Origin of the sequence: Rhodoferax sp., assembly GCF_013297935.1 — a bacterium.
Classification (GTDB): Bacteria; Pseudomonadota; Gammaproteobacteria; order Burkholderiales; family Burkholderiaceae_C; genus Allorhodoferax.
In genome coordinates this window covers 86,994-99,860 of record NZ_JAAFIX010000006.1, presented here as the reverse complement: position 1 = coordinate 99,860, position 12,867 = coordinate 86,994, and the positions used below count along the sequence as shown (strand labels likewise).

At 49.5% G+C, this 12,867-nt stretch carries 10 protein-coding genes; 4 read left to right on the top strand and 6 right to left on the bottom strand.

Going from position 1 to position 12,867, the window contains the following annotated elements; genetic code table 11:
• Positions 1-21 precede the first annotated feature (21 nt).
• From QZW03_RS10460 to QZW03_RS10450, 3 genes are read left to right on the top strand one after another with little or no spacing between them, the layout of a single operon-like run.
• Positions 22-1,125: a glycosyltransferase gene (locus QZW03_RS10460; protein ID WP_296509943.1), complete on the top strand. Its 1,104-nt coding sequence runs from the start codon at positions 22-24 to the stop codon at positions 1,123-1,125.
• A complete protein-coding gene (locus QZW03_RS10455) occupies positions 1,122-2,198 on the top strand; it encodes an acyltransferase family protein (RefSeq protein ID WP_296509942.1) in 1,077 nt (358 codons plus the stop codon). The genes QZW03_RS10460 and QZW03_RS10455 overlap by 4 nt, the downstream gene beginning before the upstream one ends.
• A gap of 12 nt (positions 2,199-2,210) precedes the next feature.
• Positions 2,211-3,524: an O-antigen ligase family protein gene (locus QZW03_RS10450; protein ID WP_296509941.1), complete on the top strand. Its 1,314-nt coding sequence runs from the start codon at positions 2,211-2,213 to the stop codon at positions 3,522-3,524.
• A gap of 27 nt (positions 3,525-3,551) precedes the next feature.
• Here QZW03_RS10450 and QZW03_RS10445 read toward each other — a convergent pair whose 3' ends face one another.
• From QZW03_RS10445 to QZW03_RS10420, 6 genes are all read right to left on the bottom strand, one after another.
• Positions 3,552-4,673 carry a glycosyltransferase gene (locus QZW03_RS10445; protein WP_296509940.1) on the bottom strand — a complete coding sequence of 374 codons (1,122 nt, stop codon included), beginning with the start codon at positions 4,671-4,673 and terminating at the stop codon, positions 3,552-3,554.
• A 1-nt stretch (position 4,674) separates the two neighbouring features.
• Positions 4,675-5,979: an oligosaccharide flippase family protein gene (locus QZW03_RS10440; RefSeq protein WP_296509939.1), complete on the bottom strand. Its 1,305-nt coding sequence runs from the start codon at positions 5,977-5,979 to the stop codon at positions 4,675-4,677.
• 8 nt (positions 5,980-5,987) lie between these two features.
• Positions 5,988-6,947: a Wzz/FepE/Etk N-terminal domain-containing protein gene (locus tag QZW03_RS10435; RefSeq protein ID WP_296509938.1), complete on the bottom strand. Its 960-nt coding sequence runs from the start codon at positions 6,945-6,947 to the stop codon at positions 5,988-5,990.
• 123 nt (positions 6,948-7,070) lie between these two features.
• Positions 7,071-9,932 carry an SLBB domain-containing protein gene (locus QZW03_RS10430; protein ID WP_296509937.1) on the bottom strand — a complete coding sequence of 954 codons (2,862 nt, stop codon included), beginning with the start codon at positions 9,930-9,932 and terminating at the stop codon, positions 7,071-7,073.
• A 6-nt stretch (positions 9,933-9,938) separates the two neighbouring features.
• The gene (locus QZW03_RS10425; RefSeq protein ID WP_296509936.1) at positions 9,939-10,874 is read right to left on the bottom strand and encodes a thrombospondin type 3 repeat-containing protein; all 936 of its coding nucleotides are present in this window, start codon (positions 10,872-10,874) and stop codon (positions 9,939-9,941) included.
• Positions 10,874-11,296 (bottom strand): hypothetical protein, encoded by a 423-nt coding sequence (locus tag QZW03_RS10420; RefSeq protein WP_296509935.1) that lies wholly within the window; start codon positions 11,294-11,296, stop codon positions 10,874-10,876. The genes QZW03_RS10425 and QZW03_RS10420 overlap by 1 nt, the downstream gene beginning before the upstream one ends.
• Positions 11,297-11,791: 495 nt before the next feature.
• Here QZW03_RS10420 and QZW03_RS10415 point away from each other — a divergent pair, with 495 nt between their 5' ends.
• Positions 11,792-12,109 (top strand): STAS domain-containing protein, encoded by a 318-nt coding sequence (locus tag QZW03_RS10415; protein WP_296509934.1) that lies wholly within the window; start codon positions 11,792-11,794, stop codon positions 12,107-12,109.
• The last annotated feature ends 758 nt before the right edge of the window (positions 12,110-12,867 follow it).

Sequence of the window (12,867 nt, the reverse complement as noted above, 5' to 3'; positions counted from 1 at the left end):
GGTCGAATGAAGAGCTGGAATATGCTGAAGTACTTGGCCAGTACATTTGATGTAGGACTGGCTTGTCCTATTCGTTACGGTACAGATAACCAAGACGAGATGAAAAAGCAAGTCGAGCTTCGGCACTTCTTGCACGATACGGTGGAGATTCCGCGATCCGCCAAGAACCTCCTTATCAGCTATGCATTAGGCATGCCGTTGAATGTGTATCGCGACCGATCAAGCAAACTCAAGTCCGAAGTTGCGGCAGTAGCTAATCAATACGACATGATTTTGGTTGACCACTATGAGTCCGCCCAGTATGTCCCTGATGACTTCCAAGGCAAGATCTTTTTCCACGCCCATAACGCAACCTTTTTGATGTGGGAGCGCTACGCAAGCTCGGATGCTTCCTGGCCTTACCGACTCGTCACTTGGGCTGAGGGCAAGCGGGTCAAATCCAGTGAAAAGAAAATTTGCGAACGAGCGGATAAGGTATTTGCGTCGCCGAACGATATTGACACGCTGGTTGGCATTGGGGTGGATCGGACCAAGTTTCGCGAGACATACCATTTGGGTGATGACAGCCAATTGACACTGCCCTCACTGCGCTTTGAGGATTCACTTCCTGTATTGTTGTATGTGGGCACTCTGAATTGGGAAGCCAATGTAGATGGCCTGCTGTGGTTCTTTGATGAGGTGCTGCCGCTGGTGCTGGCCAAGCATCCAGAGGTAGTTGTCAAAATAGTGGGCAGCAAACCTGATCAGCGTTTGTTGGACAACGCCCGGCACCTGCCCCAAGTGGTCTTTAGTGGCTTTGTGAAAGATTTGGAGCCCATGTTCAATGAAGCGCGGGTTTCTTTGGCACCTCTGCGCTTTGGATCAGGCATTAAGGTCAAAGTACTCAATTCCATGTGTCGCGGCCTGCCTATCGTCACCACCAGCATCGGCGCAGAAGGCATTGATGCCCGGCATATGCAAGAACTGGCTATCACCGACACGCCAGTAGAAATGGCACAGGCCATTGACACCTTGTTGACTGATCGCGAAGCCTGGCAAGTACTGGAGCAAGGTTCGCGCAAAAAAGTGCGCGAGAAATACACCTGGGAAAAGGTCTTGGGTTCGATGAGAAAAGAACTCTCGTGACTGCAATATACGCAGGAGGTCGCCTCCATTACCTCGACAACATGCGCGCCATGGCGTTCAGCATGATGTTGCTATTTCATACGCTAAAGCTATTCGCGCCGGAGGGCTGGGGAATCCACCTCACACCCCTGCCTGGCGCACAGCTGGGCGCAGAAGTTATCAGCAGCTGGCGCTTGCCGCTGCTGTTTTTCATTTCCGGCGCAGCTTTTAGCATAAGCATCAAGCGCCAAAACATTTCCACTCGAACTGCGAAAAAACTGCTGCCGATGCTGATTATTGGCACACCCATTCTGGTGGCTACTGCCAACTACCTGCACCAACGCTACACCAACCCGGATGCTGTGTTATGGACGTATTTCACCACCTATTTCGGTAATATCCTCAAAGGGCAACTTTCGTGGTACCACCTGTGGTATCTCGGTTATATCCTTTTCTTTGTAACCGTCCACCAACTCGTAAATGACCTCACAAAGAAGTTCGGCTTGGTGATAAAGCCAAAATACGTGGCATATGTATTTGTATTTCTAATCATCATCTCATTTGTCAATGAAACCTTTCTGCGCCCTTATTTTCCGGTGAAGCGTAACTTTTTCAGCGATATAGCGTCACTGGTATCTTTTGCTTGTTATTACACGGTCGGCATCATTGTTATGCAGCGACGCGATTTCTTGACGCGAAATGCGGCACTCGCCTGGCCGCTGTCAGTACTGGCACTCATCGCGATGTCCATTCATTTTGAATTTTCTCCACTGCCACTGCCTATCACCAAGACTTTTGTTGCCTGGACAGTTATTTTCGGGCTTAACGGCTTGTTTTATCGGTATGTCAATATCAAGCTGGCCTTAACGACCGCCTTGCATAACAAATTAATGGAAATCTACGTCATTCACCAGTTAACGCTGTTAACTGCCGTCTTCATTACCACCGAGTTGACAGACGGGTTCTTGAAGATATGTGCAATTTTCATCTTGGGCTATGCACTTGCTTATTTGGCCGCATTAGCAAAATCGTACGTGAAGGTTTGGTTCAAACAAAAACTCCACTTATTACGCTGCGGGCTGGGTAAGATTTAAAAGGATGAAGGTATGATTGCCGGCTTGGAACAGACGCCACCTAGTGCTGACAAGTTGCAGGGCGGTTCGGCGCTAATAAGTCACAGAGCCATACTAAAGGTGATGCTGTGGATCGCCTTGTTTGGCGGATTTCAATCGGGTAAGTATTTTTTATACAACCGAATGCAAGAGTTGAGCTTGGGCGTAACCGTATTGCTTTTTTTTTACGCGGCTTATTTTGCAGCGCAGGTCAAAAATAGCTCGATCAGTTGGAGCTTTTGGTTTTTCGGGCCAATTTTTGGCATAGCGCTTGTAACTACGATTCCTGCCTATTTGTTTTCCAATCACAACAACGTGGCAATGCTGCCCAGCGTATTGGCGAACCGGGCAATCCTGAACTATCTCCTCAGTCCCTGTATTGTTTTTCTCTACGTTAGTGGTACTTCCATTTCCGAAATTGAAAACACTATCATTTCGGTTTTCAAGTGGAGTGTCATCGTCTATTTGTTCTCTTATTTCACACTGCCTTTGCCCATTTATTTCGTTTCTGATGACCCTTGGAAAGCCGGCCTTGTGACATTTGATTACCGAGGCTACCGGCTGAAAATTCCATTCAAGGTCATGGTTATAAGCGCCACGCTGTTCTTGCATAAACTGGGCACAGACAAAGAAAACCGGGGTACGTGGCTCATGTTTTCTGCATTTGTTGTACTGTCATTGAATCTCTATACCAGCCGCTCCTTGAATGCTGGGATTGTGATCAGTGCTGTGGCTTTTTTCTTCTTGCTGAAAAACAAGAGGCGGGCCCCATTATTCATGATGCTGCTGCCCATCATTATCCTGGGCCAAGCCTACGGAATCGTTAGTTTCTTTGACCACCTGGCCATTGAAAATGCTGCTGGCAAAGACGTTCGCTATGACTCTTACAAAAAAGCTTTAGGAATCATTGAGAAATATCCGCTACTAGGCATGGGAATGGCAAGTGCAGCGACAATTACCGACTCCAAACTGATTTGGAAGTATTTTTTCGCCGATGATATTGGTATTGTAGGTGTTGCTTATCGATATGGCTTGGTAGGAGCGTCGCTTTACCTGATCTTCGCATTTAAGCTGATTTCCAATCAAATTAGTTTGCATTGGAGATATACGGCTTTGAACTTACGGAACAGTTCGCTGCAAATCGCGCTTCTTTGCACCATGATCAATGCCGTGCTGAACATGATCCTGAATCTGGATTTCATCAATCCGGATGGAGTCATGTTTGCGAGCCTCGTCATTTCGTTGAACGCGATCCATAAGCGCCACCTCAACAGCCAAAAGTCTATAGCTGCCAACAGCCACCAGTGACGGCCGCAGTACGGTTACTGCATGCGTTCAGTACACATCGCAGGCTTCTTTTTGGAATCGCGCTTCTTCGCACATCATTTCTAAATAAGGTCTTGGTGCAAACTCTTGGGTATTACTCCTCTGCAGATACTCCTTTATTTTGCGGGCGTAGGCCGACGTATCAAAACAAGGCACCCGTTCATCGCGCGTTACCAAGCGATCAATAGCCGCAATATCAAAGGCAAAGACCTGCAGCTTGAGCATGAGTGCTTCAGCCACCACGGTGGGTATGCCCTCCCATCGGGAAGTAAGCACTAATGCATCACATGTTTTTATCAGGGCCTGGCTGTCGTCGCGCCAGCCAAGGATCTCAAACACCATATTGGGGTTTTGGCATTGCTCAGCAAAGCACTTGATGGCAGGCAGGTGCGGTCCGTCACCTATGAAAACCCAAGTGTGTTTGGGCAAGCCTGGTGAAGCGCTCATTTCCTGAAGAATCCGCAACAGATAATCCATGCCCTTTTGTTCTTTGTCCATCCGCCCTACCACGCAGAGTCGCTTCTCGTCAGACCCCCCGCTATGCGTTGGTGCCAGTGGTGCTTTGTTCGCCAAAAAATTATGAATCACTTGCACCTTCAGATTCGTTCGCTTGGCAAACTGGCTGACCCGCTGCGCCCAAAATTCATCGATAGTTAAAACGGTGTCGATCCTCCTGAACACGCGTATTGCGGACAGCCGGTTTGATAAGCCAGTGAGTGGCTTTACCTCCATCTCATGGGGAAAGTGAAACATGGGAATATAAATGCGTGAGTCCACACCCGTTGCGGCACATGCACTGCCTACGGCCAAGACGGCGCTGTGGTTTGCATTTACCCCGCCTAATACGACGGTGGCAGTTTGGAGCCCGTTAACGACCCGTCTGGCTTCAACTTTATTTTTAAAATAGGCCGGGTTAAAATAGCCCAGAATTGACTCAAAACGAAAGGTTGTGAATTGGGCTTCTACCCACTCAAAATCTTCTCCGATAAATTGCACCAATTTTGCGTGCATAGTGCGCGAAGAAATAATGACAATTTGTTTTTCCCACTGCTTCAAAGCGCGAAGAATCTTGGCGGCCATCATTTCATGTCCGCCAACTACCTCACCAGGAAAGATAAAACCGTGGCGCATATCAAGTTCCTTTTTTCAATAACGCCAACTTACGTCTGGCATATAAATACGGAATAAATGAGCGCACACAGATACTCACGCTAAAGGCTATGGCAACCCCCTTTGCTGAGTAATGATGCAGTGACCATGCGATGCACACCAATAGAAGCATACACAACATACTGAAAAAAGCTTCAAACTTACCCTCGTCCATAGCAATCAGTACGAAACCGGAAAACCCGAATGCTGCATATACCAGCTGACCAACTCCTAAAATCAATAGGTAAACATATGCGCCATCAAATGACTTGCCAAAGAGATTGAAGAGATATTCACCACCAACCGCAAAGACCAGCATGATGGGTGCATAAATAACCAAGCCAAATTTCTGCATTGAGCGCATGACCTGCTGGCAACCGTCGTAGTCCTTTGCATGATAGTGCTTGATTAAATCACGGCCTAGGGTTCCTCGAACCACCATTAATAAGCTGGCAATCATTGCTATGAACCTGAATGCAATGGAAAAACGGCCAACATCAGCCATTGACGCAACTTGGGCAGCAAGGATCGTCGGCACGTTCACAAATGCCATATCTAAAATAGAACTCATCCACAGTGCAAATGTGGACTTATTGAATAATTTCAGTGAAATTTCTGGCGATGAGACCTGCTTGTGAGCCGGTTTGCGGACTGTCAACTTGAACATTGCGACAGCCAGTGCTGCAAAAATGGATATATTGACGAGCATTACCCATTGCGCTTCTATATCTACTCCCAGCAGGCCTGTCACTACAATGAAGGCAATCATAACCAGGGGGGCGAGCACGTTTTCGAGCGTCATTGCAACTGTAGTTTTAGACATCGCTTGCATGAATTCGAATGCGTTTCTCAAAAATACGAAAATGACTGCGCCTACCAGGCTGTATGGCAGTACAGTCAAATAATCGACACCCCACCCATTACTCACCAGGGTGATTACAAAGTACGCCGCGAATAAAACCAACGTCACCACCAGCATTACCTTCACGATATCGCAAAAGTAATGCCAGATCCCATTCCAATCTTCATTGATGTGCAGCCGCGACACCAGGGTAAATGAATTTACCGGCGACCCGAATCCGATCATGGCAGAAATTAAGACCAAAAACGAAGAATACAAAGAGAACAGTCCTATATCTGCAGCTCCCAGCGCTCTCGCCATTACTAACACCGAGAGGAACTGCAACCCCATCCCCAAGAAACGGCTGACTAACGCTCCCAGCGTATTTATATTGGAAATTTTCTTGCGTGCCGTTTGATAAATATTATTTATATTCATTTTAAACATACAAAAAATTATTCCGCCCAGCCACCGCTTTCATCGTTATCCGAGCCCATCTTTGACTCAATCTTTTTTTCAACGTTGTACGTCTTCAATTGACTAGACATTTTTGTGATCAATTCCCTGCCGATTACATAAGCGACTCCGAGGAATAGGACAGCAATCAAAGTAAGGAAGGCAAACATCATCCGCTGCGGCGAACTCTTGGTCAGCGGTGTGATGGCAGGTTGAATGACTTCAAATGGATAGTTGTCACGAACATTGATCAATGTCTCGGCCGACATTTGGGCTTCCAACATTCTGTATATGGATCGTTGAAATTCGAGGTTTGAGGTAATTGTCAGTCTGGACTCAAGGTATTTGCGCCGGCTGTCGAGTTGTTTCAACACCAAATTTCTCTGATATTTTTTGAAATCTTCCACTACAGTATTGGCCATATTCGCGGCGATGATAGGATCGCTGGCATTGAATCCCACAGTAAGCAAGCCCGTTTTTTCATCAGCACTGACCCAAGCCAGCTCCTTGTTGAAAATGTCCACCGCCTTTCTGGTGTCCACTTCAAAGCCGTCTTTCCACTTATTTTTTTCTGCATCCCAGCCCTTGGGATAGATTAATTTCAAGAGATCACCATTCTTCTCAATGAAATAGGTTGCAAATGCATACGAACGAAACCTAGCCAACAAACGTTCCTTTTCGTTCTCCGATGAAGAGTCGATAATTATGTCGCGCTCAAGCAAGCTCACTGTGTCGCCGCCTCGGTACTCTTTTAATGCAACGCCACCGGGTTTGTCGTAATTGTTATACGCGACCAATGCATAAGCCGAGTATTTGACTGGCATCAGAAAGGTAAACCCATAAACAATTATGGCGGCCAATACTGCGGCGATAACCATGCGGTAGCGATAGCGAAGAAGCAAGGCAACATATTCAAAAAGGTCTACTTCGCCATCGATGTTGCTTTTCGAGTAGGTCATTTTGGCATTAATTCCGTCTCAAAAATCCATTACGGCAGTGACATCATCCGCATGGGTAATTTCAGATCCGAGGTTCCAGCGCGCAGCCATAAGCTTCACCTGATGCGGGGACCAATAGTGGCTTCACAGGCCAAGTAAGGACTTGATGCCAATAGTCCCCACCGCTGCTTTGAATAATGTATCTATCAGACTTTGTGTGTACTCGCGCCCATTGATGCGGTCGACTGTCAGTGGTACCACGATGGTGGACCCTGGTGTCACACTGATGTTCTCAGGTCGGCTTAACCATGTCCAAGTGCTCATGCTGCTGCGTAGGGAGACCACTTCACCATTGGCTTGAATCACAAAGGCATGCTCACGCTGTGCCAACTCTTTTGGACCTCCGCTGAGATTGACATAATCTAGTGCTCCGCGCTCTTTTTTGTACTTGTGGGACATTGGATGGTAGACCTGTCCGACTACCGTGACCTCTTCCTGTAGCTTGGGCACCTCAATCTGGTCACCATCTTCGAGCACGAAGTCGGCAACCTCAGTACATTGGCGGCCGGCTTTCTCCATATCAATCACCATGCGTCCTACGGCCGTTGGCGCCTTCAGCTGGCGAATGACCTGAAAGGTATCGTTGGCACTTTTCTGTGTGGTCAGTTTCTTGTCATTGTCGTAAGAAGGAGATGTGTGCAGTTCTGCCAGCAGAGTGTCAAATTCGCGGAATATCTTGTCAATATTTTCCTGCTCGCGCTTTCTCACTGATTCGCGGCTAAACACTGTTCCGAACAAGTATGCATCTTGGGTGAACCCGCCAGCACGCCTAATAAATTCGCAAAGTGTCTCGCGTTTAGAAATGGAGTACCTACCCGGAAACCGAACTTCGCCTTTTACTGTCACCCACTTGGCAATGTTATCTCCTTCAGGTTTTTCGCGAATGACAAGGCGGTCTCGTGCCTTCAACTGCATGCTAGCATCGGGCAGTACCTGGTTTTTCCCTAACAGATTGACCTCGGTATGCTGTGCACGCATGTATTCGTTAGCCATTTGGTCCTCACGAGTAAGAACAGCCGTCTGACCGTAGGCATCTTCTTTCAAGCCGCCCGCTGCGTCAATCAGGTCCTTAACCGTCATGCCGGGCGTCAAGGGAAACTGTCCAGTTTGGCGCGCTTTTCCGGTTACCTGCACAATAGGTGCCGGCTCACCGTAGCCTGCTTGGCGCACAAGGGTTTCAATCTCTTCGGCCAACAATTTTGGCCTATCTACCTTTGGATCGAATAGGTAAACCTTGTCCCCTGCCACCAAGCTGGGATTGTGGTCACCAAGCGGCTTAGCAAGTGCTTTTCCCAGTGAGATGGCAATCGGCTCAATGCGTTGTGAGAGATCCGTCTTGCGTATCAACAGGGCATAGTTCATGTCGGTGCCATCCTGCACGCCGCCGGCTGCGCGTATTAAGTCTAGTAACCGTTTGCCCTGCTCCAGCGGATAGGCCCCAGGATGTTTAACGTACCCCTTGAGTTCAATGACTTCAGCTGGCTCTTCCACAGAGGCCTGCTGCTTTAATGCCTGCACGGTATTGGCCAACGCTTTGTCACGTGCGGAATTCGTATCAAAAATGATGAGTTCATCACGTGGCTGAAGTTTAATGTTGGCCGCTGAATCGTTTTGTTCCAGCGCCTGCCCAAGCGCTACATATTGGACATGGATGCGGCGTGAAATGCGCCGCTCTCGCACCAACAAAGCGGCATTGAAATCAGTTCTTTGCTGTAACAGCTGCACGTCTTTTACAAGGTCCGAAATACGCATGCCCTGCTTCCATTGATAGGCACCAGGTGTGATGACATTTCCGGAGAGTAAAACAATGTCGTCCATGCGGTTAAGTGCAGGGAAGACGCGGATTTGATCGCCGTTGCTAATGAGCGGGCTGGTACCTGGCTTTGTCAGATCAGCTTGAATCAAGGTATATGTCTTGCCACCTTGAAGGCGGCGGATCTGCGTTTTGGAAGGATCCGCAGTGGGTAAAAGCCCCCCAGCCATGCCTATTGCTGACTGTACGGAGATTGGACGCAATAGTTCGTATATGGCCGGCCGATTCACCTCTCCGGCAACACTGACGGTGGGACCTAAGGGCGGCACGAAGATCACGTCACCTTGACGCAAGTATGGGTTGTTGCGGCTTTTACCGCTCAACAGCATCTCGTACAAATCTAATTTGGCAACCAATTGGTTTTGACGCCGCAACTCTACGTTTCGTAAAGAGCCCGTTGTTTTTATGCCGCCTGTATTCACCAACGCATTAAATAGGTTGGTCATGCCAGGCACAGTAAAGGTGCCAGGTTTGTGTATTTCACCCATTACAACAACTTGAATCGCCTGCAGGTCCACCAAAGTGACTACGGTTTGCACACCAATGCGGACCTTGCCAATTAGGGACTGAATGGCCAACTTGGATTCATCGAAGGTCAATCCGGCAACATTTACGGCACCCACCTCCGGCAGCAGCACTCGTCCATCCCGCGTAACGACCAGTTTGTACTGGACATCAGTGGCGCCAAACACCTGGACTGCAAATGTGTCACCGGGCGCCACCACGTAGTCGCCGGGAACCGGCAAGGTCTCAGCCGGGGAAAATGTCACGGCCGGCTTGTTAAACAATTCATAGCCAAATTGAACCAACTCGGTACGAAGGCCCTGCTGTTGGATACGCTCGTCCAAAGAGACCGTGCCGAGGGACTCATTTGCCTTTTCTTCTAATTTAGACGGTTCTGCTCGTACTTCAGTGCCTGAGGATTTAACCTCTGCTAAAGCTGCAATGGGAAGCTTTGGAATTTCGATAGGTAAAGGTGTGTCATTTCCCGTGGGAGCGGCTTTGGCTGCCTGATAGCGCTGTTCGATGTTAAGTGGCACAAGCCCTAGCGCCGGTTCCTTAGCCTGAACTAAGATCGAAACTAGCGGCGAGATGCCGATCAAGCAAATGTGCAGAATTTTTGATTTGTTCATGGCTTTTTAGTCAACCTTTGAATCGGGAAAACGTAAGCAGCCTTTGCTGTTCACCAAACGTCCTGGGGGCGTATTCGGACATTCATCCAAGTAATCTGGAATTCCGTCGCCGTCTGTGTCAGAGGGCCCGCTAAATAGTGTTCGTGAAACAAAATTGGCCATGTCTCGCGGCTGGGCAATGGCGTCAAAGGTCGCCCCAAGACCGCAATCGCTTACATCTAAGAATTTTTCACGAGAATAGGTATTTCCCACGCCAATGGCATAAAAGCAGCCTCCCAGTCCATCTTTACCACTCCATCTCGTGCCTTGTGCAGCTAACGTCAACCCACTTCCATGGACGGTCCGTTGGTGGAATCTTGCAATGGCTTCTATTGCATTTGCATCCAGCCGATCCCACTGAGTAATGAGATAGATGGCCGTACGTCCTGGATGCAGGCGCGCCCATTCTGTGAGTGCATCGATCCGCGGCGCCAGGTTGCCTCCGCCCAACGACAGAGGGCCCTGCCGTTTGTTCAATTGAGACTCAATGGCTTTGGGGTCATAGGTGTCCGCAGAAGCTGCGCTTGAAAAGGGCTGGCCACTGCCGGTGGTCAACAGCGCGCCCGACAGACCGCTCGACGGCAGTGTCTCATTCAGTCGACGCAAGATCTCTCGTCCTAGCACCTTGGGAGACATGGCGTCTGTCTCAGGTCCAGCTATACCGGCCTCATCCCAAAGTACAAAAATGTAATCCACCCGTCTGAGCCACCGTTCACGTTCAATCGTTGGCATCAAGTCGATGGCATCAAAGGTGTGGACACTGTTTTTGTAAGTCTGCACGTCATAGGGAAGTAAAACGCTGTCGCTGTCAACTTTTGGGGTGCGAAGTAACTTTTCAGTCGAAGAACATGCCAGCAAAAACATTAATACCGAACAAGAAACAACTAACTTGGCTAAGCGCATTAGGAAATCCATTCCACAAACAATTCAACAAAGTCTTTCAAGTGATAGTTCGGGAATAAATCTATCCCCAAAAAACTCTTGGTCCAATAAAGACCCATGAAAGCCAGCAAACCAAAACTGGTCAACACAAGCCAGAGCAGGGCTAGGTAAAAAAAAGTCCTGATGGACAGGGGCACCCGCTCGCGGCGGGCGCGCTCGGTGGCGACTGTCGACTTTCTGCGGTCCCGTCCCAGCCAGAGGACCATGTAATAACGTCGGAAAAAAAAGGGAAACACCGCTTCAAACTTGACTGGAGAGTTACGCTCCAAAGCCATTCTCAGAAAGGCATTCATAGTATCTTGACGTTGTTCTATTGAGAGCAAGTCCCGGATATGTACCGGAATGCGGCTAAACAGAAATTCAGCGTGGATTAAATCAGCCATACCGGCCACCTGCTCGCCCACGTGCGTTGGTAACGGGGGGCAGCTATTCGACTTCATAGTTGGGCCTCAAGACAAAACACAATATTCCTAGTAAGGATTTGACACTGTATCCTGATGCACACTGTGGCAGGTTTGTGTCGCCCCAGCGCGCCTGCGGCAGCCCGTTGACATAGCGAAATGGAGCCCCCTCAAAACCATGCCCGACTCGGAGGCGCTTTGAGTTTTCTGAACCCATACCTTCAAGGCCGAGATTAATTTGAAGCCGATAGAAAGCCGAGGAAATTTACAAAAAACCAGCGTGCCGAGCGCGATAGGTGACAATCTCAGCGCTCGGAACCATACCTTGCTGTTGCTGGCGTTTGTCGGGTCGGGTGCTAAGTTCCGTCTGCCATCGAACAAAAAGCGGCTCGATTTTAAATCATGTGAATTCATAATCTTTGTAAGAGCGTCTTCAGTTCCAAAAGAGAAACCAAAATAAAACAGAGACATGACACCATGGATCTCATTTCAGAACCTTCGCTTACGGCCAACGGCGCTCCGGTGGTGTACACGCCGGGAACAGACGGTGAAAGTTTCGTCGCCTACTGCGAGGCGGCCTGCCAGAGCGACGCAAAGCGGGTCGACATCTTCCTGGACTTGCGTAACTTCAACTTTCTGGACTCCCGCGCCACTTTGGCAGTGCTCAAGATGCGCAGCCATTTCGGCGCGCGGGGCTGCGGCTTTCATCTCATCAACGCCTCACCCGACCTCCTTGCCGTGCTAAAAAACACTCGCCTGGACCGCATCATCGACATCGCCCAGCGCACAAGCTGAGACCTGATTCGGCAGATGACCGGATGCTCCGGCTGCGGCATCAAAGCGTTGACTTTACAGTTGCATCACATTTATCGCCGGCGGCCAACCTATGCTGAGCGTGTACTAGCAGCGAAAAGTCCGCGCCATGCCTGCTGCCCATTACAGCCTTTGCTCCAACAGCCCAACCCAACAGCTACCGCCATCGGCGGCCTGCAAATTAGGCGCAATCTGAAGCGTTTGCAGCAATTGCGCTCGCCCCTGCTGCTGTTCGATGACGGTCCTCACCTAATTCCCGCCAACATCAACGCTGTGGAAGTAAAGTCAGGCCATATGGTGGTCAGGCGCTTTGGCCCTTCAGCAAAGCAATTGTCTGCAGCGCTGAACTATTTGGCCTTTGGCAGTCTTCCGGGAGGGGGGGAATTTGTGGTCGCGGGCACACTCCGGCACAGCGATGATTCGGCTGTACTGCGCCTGGACTTTCCCGAAACGGCAGGAGTCTGCGAGCAGCGGGAATACCCGAGGTGCAGTGCGCCGCCCAGCATCACGCTGCACCTCGGGGGTACCGCCTCGCAGCCCTAGGGCGCACTGTACCGGGTGCTCAGCATCAGCCTGGACAGCATTTACATCGAGTGTACCGAGGACCTTGGCACCCCCGCGTTCAACCCAGGCCAGATCATCTGTACCGCAACGCTGCACTGCGGTGGAGAGGTCCTGCACTTTGCTCGCCTGCGAGTGGCCCATGTCAGCCGGGTGCAGCATGGCCATCTGATCGGCTT

What these genes read in the sequence shown, in the direction of transcription:
- QZW03_RS10460 (WP_296509943.1), top strand. Translation starts at nt 22, where the DNA reads ATGCTGAAGTACTTGGCCAGTACATTTGATGTAGGACTGGCTTGTCCT.
- QZW03_RS10450 (WP_296509941.1), top strand. Translation starts at nt 2,211, where the DNA reads ATGATTGCCGGCTTGGAACAGACGCCACCTAGTGCTGACAAGTTGCAG.
- QZW03_RS10445 (WP_296509940.1), bottom strand. Translation starts at nt 4,673, where the DNA reads ATGCGCCACGGTTTTATCTTTCCTGGTGAGGTAGTTGGCGGACATGAA.
- QZW03_RS10440 (WP_296509939.1), bottom strand. Translation starts at nt 5,979, where the DNA reads ATGTTTAAAATGAATATAAATAATATTTATCAAACGGCACGCAAGAAA.
- QZW03_RS10435 (WP_296509938.1), bottom strand. Translation starts at nt 6,947, where the DNA reads ATGACCTACTCGAAAAGCAACATCGATGGCGAAGTAGACCTTTTTGAA.
- QZW03_RS10430 (WP_296509937.1), bottom strand. Translation starts at nt 9,932, where the DNA reads ATGAACAAATCAAAAATTCTGCACATTTGCTTGATCGGCATCTCGCCG.
- QZW03_RS10425 (WP_296509936.1), bottom strand. Translation starts at nt 10,874, where the DNA reads ATGCGCTTAGCCAAGTTAGTTGTTTCTTGTTCGGTATTAATGTTTTTG.
- QZW03_RS10420 (WP_296509935.1), bottom strand. Translation starts at nt 11,296, where the DNA reads ATGGCTGATTTAATCCACGCTGAATTTCTGTTTAGCCGCATTCCGGTA.
- QZW03_RS10415 (WP_296509934.1), top strand. Translation starts at nt 11,792, where the DNA reads ATGGATCTCATTTCAGAACCTTCGCTTACGGCCAACGGCGCTCCGGTG.